The organism is Rhizobium sp. 05L429 (assembly GCF_056397645.1).
In genome coordinates, this window is record NZ_JBFTNV010000017.1 from 1 (window position 1) to 19,300 (window position 19,300).

At 61.0% G+C, this 19,300-nt stretch carries 14 protein-coding genes; 12 read left to right on the top strand and 2 right to left on the bottom strand.

What is annotated here, in order from left to right; translation table 11 throughout:
- The 9 genes from AC1DNW_RS18585 to AC1DNW_RS18625 all read left to right on the top strand — a co-directional run.
- On the top strand, positions 1-1,126 hold a 1,126-nt coding region (locus AC1DNW_RS18585), incomplete at its 5' end, for a carnitine 3-dehydrogenase (protein ID WP_477853989.1).
- A gap of 10 nt (positions 1,127-1,136) precedes the next feature.
- Positions 1,137-2,297, top strand: a complete 1,161-nt coding sequence (locus tag AC1DNW_RS18590) for an acyl-CoA dehydrogenase family protein (RefSeq protein ID WP_477853990.1) — start codon at positions 1,137-1,139, stop codon at positions 2,295-2,297.
- Positions 2,298-2,300: 3 nt separating this feature from the next.
- A complete protein-coding gene (locus AC1DNW_RS18595; RefSeq protein ID WP_477853991.1) occupies positions 2,301-4,355 on the top strand; it encodes an acetate--CoA ligase family protein in 2,055 nt (684 codons plus the stop codon).
- 6 nt (positions 4,356-4,361) lie between these two features.
- Positions 4,362-5,144 (top strand): carnitinyl-CoA dehydratase, encoded by a 783-nt coding sequence (locus AC1DNW_RS18600; protein WP_477853992.1) that lies wholly within the window; start codon positions 4,362-4,364, stop codon positions 5,142-5,144.
- Between the two features lie 120 nt (positions 5,145-5,264).
- The gene (locus AC1DNW_RS18605) at positions 5,265-6,854 is read left to right on the top strand and encodes an ABC transporter substrate-binding protein (protein ID WP_477853993.1); all 1,590 of its coding nucleotides are present in this window, start codon (positions 5,265-5,267) and stop codon (positions 6,852-6,854) included.
- Between the two features lie 91 nt (positions 6,855-6,945).
- On the top strand, positions 6,946-7,953 hold the full coding sequence (locus AC1DNW_RS18610) for an ABC transporter permease (protein ID WP_477853994.1): 1,008 nt from the start codon (positions 6,946-6,948) through the stop codon (positions 7,951-7,953).
- Entirely contained in the window at positions 7,950-8,777 is an 828-nt protein-coding gene (locus AC1DNW_RS18615) for an ABC transporter permease (RefSeq protein WP_477853995.1), read from the top strand. Before AC1DNW_RS18610 ends, AC1DNW_RS18615 begins: the two co-directional genes overlap by 4 nt.
- Positions 8,770-10,401, top strand: coding sequence for an ABC transporter ATP-binding protein (locus AC1DNW_RS18620; protein WP_477853996.1), 1,632 nt, complete (start codon positions 8,770-8,772; stop codon positions 10,399-10,401). The genes AC1DNW_RS18615 and AC1DNW_RS18620 overlap by 8 nt, the downstream gene beginning before the upstream one ends.
- Positions 10,402-10,458: 57 nt before the next feature.
- Entirely contained in the window at positions 10,459-12,462 is a 2,004-nt protein-coding gene (locus tag AC1DNW_RS18625; protein ID WP_477853997.1) for a CocE/NonD family hydrolase, read from the top strand.
- Between the two features lie 3 nt (positions 12,463-12,465).
- Here AC1DNW_RS18625 and AC1DNW_RS18630 read toward each other — a convergent pair whose 3' ends face one another.
- Complete coding sequence (locus AC1DNW_RS18630; RefSeq protein ID WP_477853998.1) at positions 12,466-13,380, bottom strand: alpha/beta hydrolase; 915 nt, start codon at positions 13,378-13,380, stop codon at positions 12,466-12,468.
- 422 nt (positions 13,381-13,802) lie between these two features.
- On the opposite strand from AC1DNW_RS18630, the gene betC reads away from it, so the two are divergent.
- Both betC and AC1DNW_RS18640 read left to right on the top strand, forming a co-directional pair.
- Entirely contained in the window at positions 13,803-15,317 is a 1,515-nt protein-coding gene (betC, locus tag AC1DNW_RS18635; protein WP_477853999.1) for a choline-sulfatase, read from the top strand.
- A gap of 15 nt (positions 15,318-15,332) precedes the next feature.
- The gene (locus tag AC1DNW_RS18640) at positions 15,333-15,497 is read left to right on the top strand and encodes a hypothetical protein (RefSeq protein ID WP_162747164.1); all 165 of its coding nucleotides are present in this window, start codon (positions 15,333-15,335) and stop codon (positions 15,495-15,497) included.
- A 184-nt stretch (positions 15,498-15,681) separates the two neighbouring features.
- On the opposite strand, the gene AC1DNW_RS18645 is transcribed toward AC1DNW_RS18640, so the two are convergent.
- Positions 15,682-17,472, bottom strand: a complete 1,791-nt coding sequence (locus tag AC1DNW_RS18645) for an ABC transporter ATP-binding protein (protein WP_477854000.1) — start codon at positions 17,470-17,472, stop codon at positions 15,682-15,684.
- Positions 17,473-17,947: 475 nt separating this feature from the next.
- Between AC1DNW_RS18645 and AC1DNW_RS18650 the strand changes: the two genes are divergently transcribed.
- Positions 17,948-19,234, top strand: coding sequence for a GGDEF domain-containing protein (locus tag AC1DNW_RS18650; RefSeq protein ID WP_477854001.1), 1,287 nt, complete (start codon positions 17,948-17,950; stop codon positions 19,232-19,234).
- Positions 19,235-19,300 lie beyond the last annotated feature (66 nt).

Below are 19,300 nucleotides of genomic sequence, written 5' to 3' on the forward strand. Positions count from 1 at the left end.
CGACCTGCAGCGCGACATGAAGCATCCCGAACGCCTCTTCGTCGCCCATCCCTATAATCCCGTCTATCTGCTGCCGCTGGTGGAGATCGTCGGCGGCGAGAAGACMTCGAAAGCGACCATCGAGGCAGCGATGGAGCGCCTGGCTCCGATCGGCATGAAGGGGGTCCACATCGCAAAGGAGATCGAAGCCTTCGTCGGCGACCGGCTGCTGGAGGCGCTCTGGCGCGAAGCGCTCTGGCTCATCCATGACGATATCTGCACCGTCGAGACGCTCGACGACGTCATCCGCTATTCCTTCGGACTGCGCTGGGCGCAGATGGGCCTGTTCCAGACCTAYCGCATCGCCGGCGGCGAGGCKGGCATGCGCCATTTCCTCGCCCAGTTCGGGCCATGCCTTGCCTGGCCTTGGACGAAGCTTACCGACGTCGTCGATCTCGACGAAGCGCTGATCGAGAAGATCGGAAAACAGTCCGACGAACAGGCTGCCGGCCTTTCAATCCGCGCACTGGAGCGCATCCGCGACGAAAACCTCGTCGGCATCCTGCAGGCGCTGAAGGCTGGAAACGACGGCAAGGGTTGGGGCGCTGGCGAGTTGCTGAAGGATTTCGAACGTGCCCTCTGGGCCGCAGGCGGCGGGAAAACCACTGCTGCCGATCCTACAGAGCCCCTGAAGCTCGTCGAGACGAAGGTAAGCCCCGCCTGGGTCGACTATAATGGCCATATGACGGAGCATCGCTACCTGCAGGTCTTTGGCGACACCTCCGACGCGCTCTTGCGCCTGATCGGGGTCGATCTTGCCTATGTCGAGGCCGGGCAGAGCTACTATACGGTCGAGACCCATATCCGCCATCTCGGCGAGGCAAAGCTCGGGCAGGCCATCCATTCGACATGCCAGATCCTCGCAGTCGATGAGAAGCGGCTGCACCTCTTCCACACGATCTGCGACACCGAGAGCGGCGCCGTGCTCGCCTCTGCCGAGCAGATGCTGCTGCATGTCGATACCGGCGCCGGCAAGGCGACCCCAGCGCCATCACACGTGCTCGACAAGGCGAATGCTATTGCGGCGGCTCACTCAACGCTGCCTCCCCCGGAAGGCGCCGGCCGCCATGTCGGTCCGAAACGGTAAGGAGATCAGCATGGATTTCGGCCTCAGCGAAGAACAGGAAATGATCGTCGAGACGGTCCGCGGCTTCGTCGAAACCGAAATCTATCCGTATGAAAACGAAGTCGAGCGCACCGGCATCGTCCCGCCGGATCTCGCCGTTGAGATCCGGCGCAAGTGCATCGATCTCGGTTTCTATGCCTGCAATTTCCCCGAAGAGGCTGGCGGCGCCGGCCTCGACCATGTCACCTTCACGCTGGTCGAGCGTGAGCTTGGCCGCGGCTCAATGGCGCTGACGGTCTTTTTCGGCCGTCCCTCTGGCATCCTGATGGCCTGCAATAAGGAGCAGCGCGAACGCTATYTCCTGCCTGCCGTCCGCGGCGAGAAGATCGACGCGTTGGCGATCACCGAGCCCGATGCCGGCTCCGACATGCGCGGCATGAAATGCACCGCTCGCAGCAACGGCAGCGATTTCGTGCTCAATGGCACCAAGCATTTCATTTCGCATGCCGATGCCGCCGATTTCATCATCGTCTTTGCCGCAACCGGCGAGGAGGAAACGCCAAAGGGCCTTAAGAAGAAGATCACCGCATTTCTGGTCGACCGCGGCACGCCGGGCTTCGAAATTCTCAAAGGCTATGATTCTGTCTCCCACCGCGGCTATCAAAATTGTACCCTGAGCTTTGCCGACTGCCGTATTCCGCAGTCCCAGGTGCTTGGCGAACTCCATCGCGGTTTCGAGCTTGCCAACCAGTGGCTCTATGGCACGCGGCTGACGGTCGCCGCCACCTGCGTCGGCCGGGCGCGCCGCGTCTTCGACATGGCTTTGTCCTATGCCGCCGAGCGCAAGCAGTTCGGCAGGCCGATCGGCGCCAACCAGGGCGTCTCCTTCAAGCTTGCCGACATGATCACGGAGATCGACGCAGCCGACTGGCTGACGCTTTCGGCGGCATGGCGCCTGGATGCCGGCCTGTCCTCCGATCGCGAAATCGCGTCGGCCAAGCTCTACGCCTCTGAAATGCTTGCCCGCGTCACGGATGAGACGATCCAGATCTATGGCGGCATGGGCCTGATGGACGACCTGCCGCTCGCCCGCTTCTGGCGTGATGCACGTGTCGAGCGCATCTGGGACGGCACATCGGAGATCCAGCGGCATATCATCAGCCGCGATCTCCTGCGGCCTCTGGGAGCGTAGCCGATGACGTCCCGCCCGCTCGAGCGCCTGTTCAGACCACAAACGATCGCCGTCTTCGGTGGCCGTGAGGCGCGCCGGGTGATCGAACAGTGCGACCGGATGGGGTTTGCGGGTGAGATCTGGCCCGTTCATCCGACGCTCGACGAGGTCCTCGGACGGCGCTGTTACAAGAACGTTTCCGAACTGCCCTCTCCGCCAGACGCGGCCTTCGTCGGCGTCAACAGAACATTGACCATCGAGATCGTCCGCAGYCTGTCGGCGGCTGGCGCCGGCGGCGCAGTCTGTTATGCCTCGGGCTTCAGCGAGGCCGTGGCGGAACTTGCCGATGGCGCCGACCTGCAAAAGGCGCTGATTGCCGCTGCAGGCGATATGCCGATCCTTGGGCCGAACTGCTACGGCTTCATCAACGGCCTCGACGGCGCGCTGCTCTGGCCCGACCAGCACGGCATGGCGCGTGTCGATCGCGGCGTGGCGATCCTGACCCAATCGTCGAATATAGCGCTCAACCTGACCATGCAGACACGTGGTCTGCCGATCGCCTATGTCGTAACGGCAGGCAACCAGGCGCAAACTTCGCTGTCCGACGTCGCCTGTGGCCTGCTTTCCGACCCCCGCGTGACGGCGCTTGGCCTGCATATCGAAGGCTTTGGAGATCCAGCAGCGCTCGAACGGCTCGCCACTACCGCCCGCCTGACGCGAAAGCCTGTCGTCGTGCTGAAAGTCGGCAAGTCCGAACAGGCAAGGCAGGCAACGCTCTCCCACACCGCATCGCTTGCCGGTGGCGATGCACTGGCCGATGCGGTGCTTGCCCGCCTAGGCCTGGGTCGCGTCGAAACGCTGCCGGCGCTGCTTGAAACACTCAAGCTCCTGCATGTCGCCGGCCCGCTGCCAGGCCCTTCAATCTCCTCGATGAGCTGTTCGGGTGGCGAGGCCTCGTTGATGGCGGATGCCGCAATCGGGCGCGCCGTCACGTTCCGGGACCTCGAACCCGAGCAATTGCCGCGTCTGAGACGCATACTTGGCGATATGGTGACACTCTCCAATCCGCTCGACTACCACACGTTTGTGTGGGGTGATCTTGCGCGCCAGAAAGAGGCTTTCACTGCCATGTTCGAGGGCAGCTACGCCCTTAATCTCGTCGTGCTCGATTTTCCCCGCACCGACCGGTGCAGTACAGCCGACTGGGTGACGACGGCGGATGCCGTCATTGCCGCCGCCTCTGCGACAGGTGCGCTCGCCGGGATCCTGGCGACCCTACCCGAGACCATGCCGGAAGCCGTTGCCAGCCGCCTGATCGCCGAAGGCGTCGTTCCCTTCTGCGGCATCGATGAAGCCCTGATTGCTGCGGAAGTCGCAGCCGGTATCGGCCGTGCTTGGCGCAAACCACCTCCTCTGCCGCTTCTCGATGTGTCATCCGTTGAAGGCGCAATCGAAACGCTGACGGAGGCCGATGCCAAGGCCGAACTCAACCTCGCCGGCCTTCGGATACCCAAAGGCCTGATTGCAAGCTCGCCCCTTCAGGCGGCAGACTGCGCTGAGCGGATCGGTTTCCCCGTCGTCCTGAAAGCTCTGGGCATCGCCCACAAGACAGAGGCTGGCGCAGTCGCACTCAACCTGAAGGATGCAAAGGCCGTATCGGATGCCGCATCGGCGATGGCCGCGACAAGCCGTTTTCTGGTCGAGCAGATGGTTGACCAACCCGTCGCCGAGCTGATTGTCGGCGCCTCCCGAGACCCGGTCTTCGGATTATCACTGACGCTTGGCGCCGGCGGGATTTTTGTCGAATTGCTGGAGGATTCCGTCATTTTGCCGTTGCCGACGACGAGAGCGGAGATTTCCGAGGCAATTGCACGCCTGAAGATCGCAAAACTGATCGATGGCTATCGTGGACGCCCGAGAGGCGACCTCGAGGCGACCGTAACGGCTGTCGCACGGGCGGCAGATTATGTCGTAATGAATGCGGCACGGCTGGAGGAACTGGACATTAATCCATTGTTGGTTCTTCCCGAAAGTCGCGGCGTTGYCGCAGTCGATGCCCTGATCCGGCGAAGGAGGTAGCATAGGTTGAGCGACCCCATTCGCACCCGACAGGTTGGCGCAGTGCTGGAAGTCATCATCGATCGGCCGAAGGCAAATGCCATCGACCTTGCCACCAGCCGCGCCATGGGACTGATATTCCGTGATTTCCGCGACGACCCTACGCTGCGCGTGGCGATCATCTCCGGCGCGGGCGAGAAATTCTTCTGTGCCGGATGGGACCTGAAGGCAGCCGCTGCAGGCGACGCGGTCGACGGCGATTATGGTGTCGGCGGTTTCGGCGGGCTGCAGGAACTGCGCGATCTCAACAAGCCGATCATCTGTGCTGTCAACGGCATCTGTTGCGGCGGCGGGCTGGAGATCGCGCTCTCGGCCGACCTGATCCTAGCAGCCGAGCATACGACCTTCGCCCTTCCGGAAATCCGCTCCGGCACGGTTGCCGACGCCGCTTCGGTGAAGCTGCCGAAGCGCATTCCCTATCATATCGCCATGGACATGCTTTTGACCGGCCGCTGGCTTGACGTCCAGGAGGCGCATCGCTGGGGTTTCGTCAACGAAATCCTGCCAACGGACAAGCTGATGGAGCGGGCCTGGGATCTTGCCCGCCTGCTCGAAAGCGGACCGCCGCTCGTCTATGCGGCAATCAAGGAAATCGTGCGTGAATCGGAGGGCTCGACCTTCCAGACTGCCATGAACAAAATCACCAAACGGCAGTTTGCAACGGTCGACAGTCTCTATTCGAGCGAGGACCAATTGGAAGGCGCACGGGCTTTCGCCGAGAAACGAAGCCCTAACTGGAAAGGACGCTAACAAGGCGGCGGCAACCGCATCGTCTTCCCGCAAGCGTACGGGCACCACGAACGGAAGAGGAAACCGCGCGTGGATCATGCCCAAAATCGAAGTCAACGCACCATAAGAAGGAGAAGGGGAATGAACGACTACACGAAATATCTCTCAAGCCGGGTGACCGCCGGCGGCCTCAGCCGCCGCGAATTCCTGGGACGTGCCATGGCAGCCGGCCTGACGCTTGCTGTTGCCGACAAGCTCTTTACCGAAAGTGCCGAAGCCGCCGAACCGAAGCGCGGCGGTCATCTGAAGCTTGGCCTGGAGGGCGGAGCTGCAACCGACTCCAAGGATCCGGCGAAATTCCTGTCACAGTTCATGTTCTGCGTCGGTCGCTGCTGGGGCGACATGCTGGTTGAATCCGACCCGCTGACGGGTGCCGCGGTGCCGGCGCTTGCCGAATCCTGGGAGCCGTCGAAGGATGCGGCGATCTGGACCTTCAAGATCCGCAAGGGCGTCAAGTTCCACAATGGCAAGGAACTGACGATCGATGATGTGGTCGCGACCCTCAAGCGTCATACTGACAAGGCATCGGAATCCGGCGCGCTCGGCGTTCTCGGCTCGATCAAGGAAATCAAGGCGGACGGCGCCGACCTTGTTCTGACGCTGTCTGAAGGCAATGCCGACATGCCGCTGCTTTTGACCGACTATCATCTGGTCATCCAGCCGAACGGCGGTGCGGACGATCCGCTCGCCTCGATCGGCACCGGCCCCTACAAACTGACGAGCTTCGAGGCGGGCGTGCGCGCCACCTTCGAGAAAAACGCCGACGACTGGCGCACCGATCGTGGCTATGTCGATTCCGTCGAAATCATCGGGATGAACGATGCCACGGCGCGCATCGCCGCACTTTCGTCCGGCCAGGTGCACTACATCAACCGCGTCGATCCGAAGACTGTCGATCTGCTGAAGCGCGCTCCGACTGTCGAAATCCTTTCGACTGCCGGGCGTGGCCACTACGTCTTCATCATGCATTGCGACAAGGCACCGTTCGACAATAACGACCTGCGCCTCGCGCTCAAATACGCCATGGACCGTGAAACCATGGTGCAGAAGATCCTCGGCGGTTACGGCAAGGTCGGCAACGACTTCCCGATCAACAGCACCTACGCGCTGTTTCCCGAGGGTATCGAACAGCGCGCCTATGATCCGGACAAGGCGGCCTTCCACTACAAGAAATCGGGCCATAGCGGCTCGGTTCTGCTGCGCACATCGGAAGTCGCCTTCCCGGGTGGCGTCGATGCTGCCGTCCTCTATCAGGAAAGCTGCAAGAAAGCCGGCATCGAGATAGAGGTCAAGCGCGAGCCCGGCGACGGCTACTGGTCGAACGTCTGGAACGTCCAGCCCTTCTCCACTTCCTACTGGGGCGGGCGTCCGACGCAGGACCAGATGTATTCCACCGCCTACCTTTCGACGGCCGACTGGAACGACACCCGCTTCAAGCGTCCGGATTTCGACAAGTTGCTGCTTCAGGCCCGTTCCGAACTCGACGAAGCCAAGCGCAAGGAGCTCTATCGCGCCATGGCGATGATGGTCCGCGACGAGGGCGGTGTCATCCTGCCGATGTTCAACGACTTCGTGAACGCCTCCACCAAACAGGTGAAAGGCTATGTCCACGACATCGGCAACGACATGTCGAATGGATACGTCGCGACACGCGTCTGGCTGGAGGCCTGACGAAGGGCGTCTGCCCTCCGATCTCCACSGAAGCCAGGACCGTGGGATACCCCCCGCGGTCCTCCTGACGTTTCAGCGCGAGGCCTTCATCATGTCCAATCCGATCCCAGGCAATATCCTGCCCGGCCTTAGGTTCCGGCAGCGTTTTCCACTGCTTGCCCTCATTCTCGAGCGCTTCGTGCTCAGCATCATCCTGCTCTTTGCCGTCTCCATCCTTATCTTCGGCGGCCTGGAAGCTCTTCCTGGCGATTTCGCCACCACCTATCTCGGCCAGTCGGCAACGCCGCAAGCGGTTGCCAATATCCGCAAAGATCTCGGGCTCGATCGGCCGGTGACGACACGCTACGTCGAATGGCTCGGAAATGCCGTAAAGGGGGATTTCAGCACCTCCTGGGCCAGCAAGAATTCCGTCAGCGAGCAGATAGGCAAGCGGCTCGGCAACTCGCTCTTCCTTGCGGGATTTGCCGCGCTGATCTCCGTTCCGCTTGCCGTCGGTCTCGGCATGGTCTCGGTACACTTCCGAAACCGCCTGCCGGACAAGATCATCAACATCATTTCGCTTGCGGCGATCTCGTTGCCGGAATTCTTCATCGGCTACCTGCTCATCATGTTTTTCGCCGTGAAATTCGGCGTCGCCACCTTTCCCGCCACCGTCTACGAGAGCATGGGCTTCGTCGACCGGCTGAAGGCCATCGCCCTGCCGACGGCGACCCTCGTGCTCGTCGTGCTTGCCCACATGATGCGCATGACACGCGCTGCAATTCTCTCCGTCATGTCGTCGGCCTATATGGAAACGGCAGAACTGAAGGGGCTTTCTGCATTCCGCTCGATCGTCAAGCATGCCGCGCCGAACGCACTTGCACCGATCATCAACGTCGTGGCGCTGAACCTTGCCTATCTTGTGGTGGGTGTGGTCGTGGTCGAGGTGGTCTTCGTCTACCCGGGTATGGGTCAGTACATGGTCGATGCCGTCACCGTGCGCGACATGCCGGTGGTGCAGGCCTGCGGCCTGATCTTTGCTGCCGTCTACATTTTCCTCAACATGCTGGCTGACATCCTCGCCATCATCGCCAATCCCAGGCTGAGGCATCCCCGATGAGATTGAGAGACATCCCCATCACCGCCTGGATCGGCATGATCGGCATCGCAGTCGCTTTCATCTTCGCGCTCTTTGCGCCCTTCATCGCTCCCCACGGCGAGACCGAGGTCGTCGGCAGTGTCTGGCAGATGCCGGACGCGCAATATATCTTCGGCCTCGACAATCTCGGCCGTGACATCCTCTCTCGGCTGATCTACGGGGCGCGCACAACACTCTTCGTGGCACTCACCGCCACGATCATCTCCTTCTCGCTCGGCGTCATCTTGAGCTTCACGGCAGCCGTCTCGCGCGGGATGATCGACATGATCTTCTMCCGTTTCAACGACTTGATGATGTCGATCCCGACGCTGATCTTCGCGCTCGTGGTACTTGCTGTCCTGCCACAGAACATCATCGTGCTGATCCTCGTCATGGCTATCCTCGATTCCACCCGTGTCTATCGTCTCGGCCGTGCCGTGGCGCTCGATGTCGCGGTCATGGAATTCGTCGAGGCGGCCAAGCTGCGCGGCGAAGGAAAGCTCTGGATCATCTTCCGGGAGATTCTGCCGAATACCATGACGCCGCTGCTTGCCGAGTTCGGCCTGCGTTTTGCCTTCTCGATCCTGTTCCTGTCGACATTGTCCTTCCTCGGTCTCGGCATCCAGCCGCCTTCGGCCGACTGGGGCGGCATGGTCAAGGACAATAAGGACGGCATCATCTTCGGCATTTCGGCCGCCCTCGTGCCGGGGACGGCGATCGCCGTGCTTGCCGTCTGTGTCAACCTGGTTGTCGACTGGCTTTTGAAACGAACCTCGAGCCTCAAGGGAGGGCGCGGCGATGCCTGATCTTCTTTCCATCCGCAATCTCAAGATCGAAGCCACCAGCTATCCACCGGGCGAAGCGCCGAAGCGTGTGACTATCGTCGACGGCGTTTCCTTTGATGTGCAGAAAGGCCGGGTGCTCGGCCTCATCGGCGAATCCGGCGCCGGAAAGTCTACGATCGGGCTCTCCGCACTTGCCTATGGTCGCGGCGGTGCGGAGATTACCGGTGGCCAGGTGCTGCTTGATGGCAGCGATATACTCACCCTCGGCAGGGGCGGCATCCGGCAGATCCGTGGCGCCCGCGTCTGCTACGTCGCACAGTCGGCCGCGGCCGCCTTCAATCCCGCCCACCGGCTCGGCGACCAGGTGATCGAGGCCTCGGTCAAGCACGGGCTGATGAATAAGCAGGAGGCGAAGAAACGGGCGCTCTACTTGTTTCAGGTGCTTGGCCTTCCCCATCCCGAAAGCTTCGGCGAACGCTTCCCCCACCAGGTCTCGGGCGGCCAGCTGCAGCGGGCCATGACGGCGATGGCGCTCTGCTCCAATCCCGAACTGATCGTCTTCGACGAGCCAACCACGGCGCTTGACGTCACCACCCAGATCGACGTGCTGGCGGCGATCAAGCATGCGATCGAAGAGACCCATACCGCTGCTCTCTACATCACCCATGATCTGGCTGTCGTCGCCCAGATCTCCGATGACATCATGGTGCTGCGGCACGGCAGAACCGTGGAATATGGCAGCGTCAAGCAGATCATCGAAGAACCGCGGGAGGATTATACGCGCGCCCTCGTCAATGTCCGGCAAACGCTGCGACAGGAGGCGATTGACCAGTCCGACACACTGTTGAAGGTCGAAAACGTCAGCGCGGAATATTCCAATGGCTTCAGGGTGCTAAACGATATCAGCCTGCATGTCCCAAAGGGACAGACGCTGGCAATCGTCGGCGAATCTGGCTCGGGAAAGTCGACGCTTGCCCGCGCCATCACCGGGCTCTTGGCACCGACCGCCGGTACGATATCCTTTGCCGGAAAACCACTGACGCCTGAAGTCCGGCATCGGCCACGCGACGACCTGCGCCGCATCCAGCTCATCTATCAGATGGCCGACACGGCGATGAACCCGCGCCAGACCGTGCGCGACATCATCGGCCGGCCGCTGACCTTCTACTACGGCCTGCGCGGCACCAGGAAGACTGCCCGGGTGAAGGAACTGCTCGACCAGATCGAGATGGGAAACGGCTTCATGAACCGCTACCCAGCCGAACTTTCCGGCGGGCAGAAGCAACGCGTGGCGATCGCACGCGCCCTTGCCGCGAGACCCGAGCTCATCCTCTGCGACGAGCCGACCTCAGCGCTCGACCCGCTGGTGGCCGAAGGTATCCTGAAGCTGCTGCTGCGCCTGCAGGAGGAGGAAAAGCTCTCCTATGTCTTCATCACCCACGACATCGCCATCGTGCGCGCCATTGCAGATAGTGTCGCTGTGATGCATCGCGGCAGGCTCGTGCGCTTCGGCCCGAAGGCGAAGGCGCTCTCGCCGCCCTTCGACGACTATACCGACCTGCTGTTGAAATCCGTTCCCGAAATGGAGATCGGTTGGCTGGAAAAGGTGCTCGCCACCCGCCGGATGGAAAGTGCCGGAAACTGAACCATTCAGGCGGCCAATCCCAGTTGGCTGCCCGAACAATTGCTTCCGGGGAGAACCATGAGCCAACGCTCCTTCACGACGATCGAGAACCAGTGGATCACACTTGAGGACGGAACGCGCCTTGCCGCGCGCATCTGGATGCCGGATGGAGCAGACGCCGATCCGGTGCCGGCCGTCTTCGAATTCTTGCCTTATCGCAAGCGCGATGGCACGAGCCTGCGCGATGAATCGACCTATCCGGTCTTTGCCGCCGCAGGTATTGCCGGAGTGCGCGTCGATATCCGCGGCTCGGGCGAATCCGAGGGGGTGATCGACGGCGAATATACCGAGCTTGAGCTTGCCAATGCCTGCGAACTGATCGCCTGGATCGCCGCCCAGCCGTGGTGCAACGGGTCGGTCGGCATGATGGGCATTTCCTGGGGCGGTTTCAACAGCCTGCAGGTCGCAGCGCTTCGTCCCCCGGCTCTGAAGGCCGTCATTTCGATCGCCTCGACCGTCGACCGCTATAATGACGACATCCATTACAAGAACGGCTGTCACCTTTCTGCGCAACTCTCCTGGGCCGCGACCATGCTCGGCTACCAGTCCCGCCCGCCAGATCCTGCCGTCGTCGGCGATCGCTGGAAGGACATTTGGCTGGAACGCCTCAGGGAGGAGCCCTTCTTCATGGAGGAGTGGCTCACCCACCAGCGGCGCGACGCTTTCTGGCAGCACGGTTCGATTTGCGAAGATTTTTCGAGTGTCCGGATCCCGGCACTTGTGATTGCCGGTTGGGCCGACGGCTATCGCAATACGCCATTGATGGCGATCGAGGGGTTGGGGACCGATGCGAAAGCGTTGATTGGCCCTTGGGTGCACAAGTATCCGCATTTCGCCTGGCCGAAGCCGCGCGCGGACTTCCACGGCGAGGCGATCGCCTGGTGGAACCGCTGGCTTCGCGGCGAGGAGAACGGTGCGGAGAAGACGCCGCAGCTTCGCGCCTATGTCCTCGATGCCGTACGGCCTGCACTACGCCGCGATGCCGACCCAGGTTTTTGGATCGCGAAGGATGCATGGCATGCACCCAGGATGCATTCGCTGYACGTCGGACCGTCAGGCAGGCTCGAGGAAGGTGTGGCGGACCCGCAGGCATTGTCGAATGACGTCTATCTGCGTTCGCCGCTCGATACCGGAACCGCCTCCGGGGAATATTTCACGCTGAAACCGGATGCCGAAATGGCGATGGATCAACGTGGGGATGATGCCGGCTCGCTGGTTTTCGAAACCGCACCGCTTTCTGACGATCAGGACTATCTTGGCCGACCCGTCCTCACTCTTGCGCTGCGTTGCGAGGGCGAAAACGCCAATATCTGCGCACGGCTTGTGGACGTGCATCCTGACGGTACGGCAACGCGTGTTGCATTCGGTGTCCTCAATCTTGCCCATCGCAATGGCAATGCCGAACCGGAGCCCATGGAGCGCGGGAAACAGACGACAGTGCGGCTGCTTCTGGATGTCTTCGGCTATCGGTTTCGTACGAGTCACCGCATCCGCCTTTCGCTTTCGACGGCCTATTGGCCAATGATCCTGCCACCGCCAACCGATCCGGGACTTGTCATCGACACCGCTTCGGTCGAGTTCGCCCTGCCGCTTCTGGGCGACCATCAGCTTTTTGCCGTGAAGGAACCGGAAAATCCCGATCCGCTGCCGAAATATATCGAGCATGCGCCGGGAGAGACGAGAAGGCGGGTCACGCGCGAACTGTCAGCCAACCGGACCGAATACGCTATTCGCGAGGATACCGGCCTCTTCGAGCATCCCGACACCGGGCTCAGCACGCGCCAGCTGCGAGACGAGATTTGGTCGATTGCATCAGACGACACGCGCTCGATGACGGGGCGGTCCACCTGGACCTGCGACATGCAGCGCCCCGGCTGGGCCGTCACCACGGTCGCCACCGCCTCGATCGGCTGCACGGCAACACACTGGATCATCGCGGCCACCGTCACTGCCTATGAAGGTGGTTTAAAAGTCTTCGAGAAGGACTTTGGCGAAAAGCAGATAGCCCGCGACCTGATGTAGTCCTCAGCGCGAGGCAAATAGCCGTACTGCCTCGCGCACCGCCCGGAATCCCTCCCGGGCGCCCTCACTCATGTGACGGGCACGCAACCAGGCGTGCACCATCTGCGGCTCCTCCCGAAACCAGACCTCGATGCCTGCGGCCGCAAGCCGGGCAGCATAGGTGCGGCCGTCATCTCTCAGGGGATCGAAGTGAGCAACGGTGATGAAGGCGGGCGCAAGTCCGTTGATCGAGGCTGCGTGAAGCGGCTCGGCCACCGGGTCACGCGGCGGAGCTTCTACGACGTCACGGTAATAAGCGACGTCGGCCGTGGTCAGGCCCGGCGCATTCGCCATCTCGACATAGGAACCCGTTTGCAGGTCGCCACCCAGCGCGGGGTAGATCAGCACCTGGCCGGCGACGCCGGGCAGATCCTCTTGCAAAGCCCGTACGGCCAGCCCCGCCGCGAGATTGGCGCCTGCGCTGTCACCGATCAGGACGACCTTGGCGCCGGTAGACGACAGAAGGTGTTTCAACACGAGGAAGCAATCCTCGCTCTGCGCCGGCCAGCGGTATTCGGGTGCCAGTCGGTAATCGACGGAAACGAGTTCGGCGCCAGCAAAATCTGCGATTTCAGCACAGATCGAGTGATGGCTTTCGAGCGAGCCGACAACGAAGCCGCCGCCGTGAAGATAAAGGAGAACGGTTGATGTCGTGATTGTCCGCGGCCGATACCGGCGGATCGGTATACGCAGCACCATGCCATCGGCATAGACCAGCCCCTGCGGCAGAAGGTGGTCAAACCGCGCGCAGAGCGCATCGTACCATTGCCGTTGCTGCTGGATCGATGCTTCGACCGCGTCCGGCGGATAAAAGCCTTCGCAAATCTCCAGAAACTCCAGAATACCCTCTTCGGTGGGCATCGGTCGGGCGGTCGGCATGAAGATCCTTCCACGTGCTCGCAAGATGCTGTCGAGGCGGCGGCCAGCCAATACCTCATCATGCACGCGCTCCGCCACGACACCTGTCTTGCCGCGACCCTTGGTGTCGCCGGCAAGTCTGTCGCTGGAAAACAGACCCGCGCGCTTGTCCGGAACAACCGATGTCGGCGAGGCGATAGTGCGCAGTCACTCGGTCGGCTATCGTTAAAGTGCCAATTGCGACCCACGCCGCCGAGAGGATCACTCATGCGACGACCAGTGCCGTTTCTGAAGAGGACAATGGATCTGATCGGCGCTAGCCGAAGCAGACCGGCACCCGCCGCCTACAAGCAGTTCCGTCAGGCGGTCGTCGACCGGTAGCGGATGCATCCGTAGGCCTTTCCCCCTTAAAGCCAACGAACACAAGCAACAGCGATTACATCATGGCGCGTCCCAATATTCTCATCATCATGGTCGATCAGCTCAACGGCACGCTGTTTCCGGACGGGCCGGCCGACTTCCTGCATGCGCCGCATCTCAAGGCACTCGCGGCACGTTCGGTCCGCTTTGCCAATAGCTATACGGCAAGCCCTCTTTGTGCTCCGGCGCGCGCCTCCTTCATGTCGGGCCAGCTGCCGAGCCGAACGCGTGTCTACGACAACGCGGCTGAATTTGCCTCCGACATTCCGACTTATGCGCATCATCTCAGATCCGCCGGCTATCACACCAGCCTGTCGGGCAAGATGCATTTCGTTGGCCCCGACCAGCTGCACGGCTTCGAGGAACGCCTGACGACCGATATCTACCCGGCAGATTTCGGCTGGACGCCCGATTACCGCAAGCCTGGAGAGCGTATCGACTGGTGGTATCATAATCTCGGCTCGGTCACCGGCGCTGGCGTTGCGGAAATCACCAACCAGTTGGAATATGACGACGAGGTCGCCTACAACGCCAGCCGAAAGCTCTACGACCTGTCGCGCCGCCAAGACGAGCGTCCCTGGTGCCTGACCGTCAGCTTCACCCATCCTCACGATCCMTATGTGGCCAGGCGCAAATTCTGGGATCTCTACGAGGACTGCCCGGCTCTCGACCCAACGGTTTCGGCACTGCCGTTCGACGAGATGGATCCGCATTCGAAACGCCTGCTCGAGGCCTGCGACAACGGGGCCTTCGATATCACCGCCGAACAGGTCCGGCGGGCGAGGCGCGGTTACTTCGCCAATATCTCCTATGTCGACGAGAAGGTCGGAGAAATCCTCGGCGTGCTGGAGCGCACGCGGATGCGCGACAACACCGTCATCCTGTTCGTCTCTGACCACGGCGACATGCTGGGCGAGCGCGGACTGTGGTTCAAGATGTGCTTCTTCGACGGCTCCGCGCGTGTGCCGCTGATGATTTCGGCGCCCGGCTGGCAGCCCGCCTTGGTCGATCAGGCGGTCTCCACGCTCGACGTCACGCCGACGCTTGCCGGTCTTGCCGGTCTTGATATCTCGGCGATTGCGAAATGGACGGATGGCGAAGATCTGGCACAACTGGTGAACGGCACGAACGCCCGCGGTCCGGTTTTGATGGAATATGCGGCCGAAGGATCGATTGCACCGCTTGTGGGAATTCGCGATGGGCGCTTCAAACTCACGGTCTGCGAGAAGGATCCGCCTTTGCTATACGATCTTCAGGCCGATCCGCACGAACTGGTCGATCTAGCCGGCGATCCGGCCTATGCGCAGACGCTGGAAGCGCTTCTCAGTCAAGTAAAGCTACGCTGGGACCTTGCAGGTTTCGATGCGGCGGTTCGAGAAAGCCAGGCGCGTCGCTGGGTCGTCTATCCCGCGTTGCGGCAGGGGTCTTACTATCCCTGGGACTATCAACCGCTACAGAAAGCCGCCGAGCGATACATGCGCAATCATATGGACCTCAACGTGCTGGAGGAGAATCAGCGTTTTCCTCGGGGCGAATGACGGTCGAAGAGGCGCGTGGCCGACCTGAAGGACATGTTCGAGCGTGATGTGTCGCTCGTCGCTGACATCCTCATTCGTCTGGCAACTGAACGCAGACACGGCTTGCTCTCTGAAGACCATTCGGCGGCCGAACAACGTTTCCACCCGTCTGCCCGGTATCGGCCGAGCGGTCGGGCATGATGACCGCGGATCCCGCAAATGCGTTTGGACACATTGGAGGACCAAATCATATCGGGGGTAGATGCGTCATGAGTACCTCACCCCCCCCCGGAAAACTCCAGCCTTCGCCGGTCCAGAAACCTGGAGCGGCTCAAAAAGGGCCTGGGCTCCAATCGCCGCCGGATGAAAGTTCAGTGGTGGGTCATCAAGCCACCAGACCCTTGGTCAACTCCAGCGCCTGCCGCTCGAACAACCGGCGATAGATGCCTTCCTTAAGCCGGATCAGCGCTTGATGGTCGCCCTCTTCAACAATCTTCCCTTTGTCGAAGACCAGCAGCCGGTCCAGCGCCCGCACCGTGGACAGCCGATGCGCGATCACCAGCGTCGTGCGGCCGTCCATCAGGCGTTCCATGGCCTGCTGAATCTGCACTTCGCTCTCGCTGTCGAGGCTCGACGTCGCCTCGTCCAGGATCAGCACCGGCGCATCAGCCAGGAAGGCACGGGCAATGGCGACACGCTGCCGCTCGCCGCCTGACAACTTGACGCCGCGTTCCCCCACCATCGTCTCATAACCCTTGGGAAGGTTCATAATGAAGTCGTGCGCACTGGCCTGTTTCGCCGCGTACTCGATCTCGCGGCGCGAGGCGGCCGGTCGACCATAGGCGATGTTTTCCGCCAGCGTGCGGTGAAACAGGATGGGTTCCTGCTGCACGATGGCGATCTGGCCGCGCAGGCTTGATTGCTTGACCCCTGCGATATCCTGTCCGTCGATGCGGATCGAGCCCGACGTCACGTCGTGGAGGCGCTGGATGAGCTTGACGAATGTCGTCTTGCCCGAGCCCGAATGCCCCACCAGGCCCACGCGCTCGCCCGGCTTGATGGTGACCGAAAAGTCCTCATAAAGCGGGGTGGGATGCGCGCCATATTGGAAGGTGACGCGATCGAAGACAATCTCGCCCTCGCCAATCTTGATAGACGTGGCGTGCGGTTTGTCCTCGATGCCCAGCGGCATCTTGTCGAGCAGCACCAGTTCTTCCATGTCGTTGACGRCACGTTGCAGATTGCGGATGTCCTGGCCTACATTGCGCAGATAGCCTTGCAGAACGAAGAACATTGCCAGCACGAATGTGATATCGCCAGCCGTCGCCAGCCCCTGCTGCCACATGATCAGGCCCGTGCCCAGAATACCTGCCTGCATGGAAACCATCATGAAGCCCTGGATCGTGCCGCTCGATGTGCCGCGCTTCCATGTCCGTCGCGTGCGGCTGTCCCATTTGGCCAGCACGTGGCGCAAGCGGGCCTCTTCGCGGCTTTCAGCGCCGAAGGCTTTGACCACCGCATTGCAGCTTATGGCATCCGCCAGCGCACCGCCCAGCTTGGTGTCCCAGGCATTGGCAAGCCTCGCCGCCGGTGACACGAAGCCCATTGAAAGCGCCACGGTTACGCCGATATAAATCAGCGACCCCGCCCCAACGATCAGACCCATGATCGGCCAGTAACTGCCCAGCACGATACTGGCGCCCACGAGCATGACGATGGACGGCAACAGGGCTACCAGCAGCAGGTCGTTGAGCGAGTCAAGCGCCCACATGCCGCGGGTGATCTTGCGCACCGTCGAACCGGCAAAGCTATTGGCGTGCCAGTCGGTCGAGAACCGCTGCACCTTGTGGAAGCCGTTATTGACCACATCCGCCATGATGCGCAGTGTCAGCCGGATGATGCCATTGAAAATGAACCAACGCAGTACCACACTGGTCAGGCCCAGAACGACGACGATGACAAAGGCGCGGAACGCACTATCAGCTGCATTGCTGCCGGCAATGGCATCGACGATCCTGCCGGAAAACACCGGCACCATGACTTCGGCCAACGTACTGGCAATCACCAGCACAATGATGATGCCGACCAATGCCGGCCGATGGCTCCAATGATGAAAAACAAAGCCGAGCACGTGGCGATAGGCATCGGCGCGGAAATCGAGCTTCTTGCGAGTCATTTTAACCAGCCCGGCCCCGTGTTTCGGCAACCGGTCCTCAAAATCGAGAGTTAGATGGCACAGCCCGAACGGGAGACGAAATGATCCCGTCAGATCAATCGGGCTATGAAGGAAGAGAAAACCGCATGTCGCGCCCTCGAGGCGGGCCGCGAATGGAAATGACCTAGTGTCGGGACATCCCACGCGGGAAGGTTTCGATGATTGCTGGTGTCATGCAACGCCTCCCTTATGTTCGATCTAAAGCGGTGAGCGTTTTGTACCGAACCAATTCGCCATTGCCAACCGGTTTTTTACAACCTTATCGAAAGTGATGCGAAAACGACACAATTTGGCTKGCGGACTGGCGAGAGCCCGTCACCCCGATCTGATACAGGTTTGCAGATCGTGAGGAGACTTCTTTAGGCCACGGGCGCCTCTTGCCGGCCGAAGGCGCACATCGCCTTGTCGGCGGTCACCTCCTCCCTAGATCTCCGATATGGACGCGGCGCAAACAACAGTCGATGGCAGATCGGTCAGAGCAGCCCCACGCAAGCCTCTGCAAAGGCTGAACGCAGCCGTTGTGCAGGAAGTCGAGCGCCAATTGGGTGGGCGCACGCGTGATATCCACCTCGATGGTGAGCTAGCTTATCTTTTTCGCGAGCGCTCCTGGCCGCAGGCTTCAAAAATCATCCGCGCATGGATGGTCTGGGTTATCGTGCTCGATGTCCTGACCTTGAGCCTCAACGCCGTCCTGCTTTCGATCGAGACTGTTGAGCCAATGCTGCTTCCAGCATCTATCCTTCCCCCCGCTGCGATCGTCACGGCGATAGCTTTTCGAAAGCCGCTGTCCCCGTGGCAACAGGGCGCTTTCCTTATTTCTGGGGTTTTCCTGATTCTACTGTCCGTGKCGTTGGTAGGYGTCAACACTGGTGGCGAGTTTTATGAACGGCACCTCACGATCATGCTGTTTGTGGCCGTCACCGCCATCGTTATATTCCCTGTCCCATTAAGCTGGACCATCACGATTGGTGCCTACGCCTTGGGCATCTACCTCGTGTTTCAGCTGCGAAATCCGGACATCGGCGTGGGTAGTGCAATTGCGGGAACACTGTTTTTCACAAGCGGCGTGGCTGCAACYGTGATGGCGCGCCGCACAGCAACAATCCTTGCCCAGAAGACTTTCCTGCTCGAGCTGCGGGATCGAAATCGCCTCGCGGACCTGACTGATGCAAATGCCCGCCTCGAACTGCTTGCGCGAACAGATCCGTTGACAGGTGTCGCGAACAGACGTTCGATGATGGACGCGCTGCAGCGTTGTTGGAACGACGATCATAGCCCAAACAACGGTGTCGCGATGCTGATGTGCGATATCGACGACTTCAAGAAGCTCAACGATAATCTCGGTCATTCCGAGGGCGATCGGTGCCTGGTCAAGGTTGCCGGCATTATTCAGAGCAGCATGAGAGATGAGCGGGATCAGGTCGCTCGCTACGGAGGTGAGGAATTTCTTGTTCTTCTTCCAGGCGCCCATGAAGAGGCTGCCAGGGCAGTCGCTGAGACAATCCGAGGACGTGTGGAAGCTGCCTCTCTTCCGAATCCGACATCTCACGTCATCCCTTATATCACCGTGAGCATTGGAGTAGCGACAGCGACGCGAGACGGTGCCGGGGCGTCGGCGGAAGACCTTCAACGCCAGGCTGACGCGGCTCTCTACCTTGCCAAGAAAAGAGGAAGGAACTGCGTTGTTTCCTACGGGGCCGAAGCAGAGCAAGCCTTGAAATGAGCTGATGGTCCTTAGCGTGTCATAGATGGACAGCCCGGCGAGACAACTCGAGTGATCTGCTTCCGC

Bases quoted from the DNA above. Each gene is read 5' to 3' on its own strand.
- AC1DNW_RS18605 (WP_477853993.1), top strand. From the start codon at position 5,265: ATGAACGACTACACGAAATATCTCTCAAGCCGGGTGACCGCCGGCGGC.
- AC1DNW_RS18610 (WP_477853994.1), top strand. From the start codon at position 6,946: ATGTCCAATCCGATCCCAGGCAATATCCTGCCCGGCCTTAGGTTCCGG.
- AC1DNW_RS18620 (WP_477853996.1), top strand. From the start codon at position 8,770: ATGCCTGATCTTCTTTCCATCCGCAATCTCAAGATCGAAGCCACCAGC.
- AC1DNW_RS18630 (WP_477853998.1), bottom strand. From the start codon at position 13,380: ATGCCGACCGCCCGACCGATGCCCACCGAAGAGGGTATTCTGGAGTTT.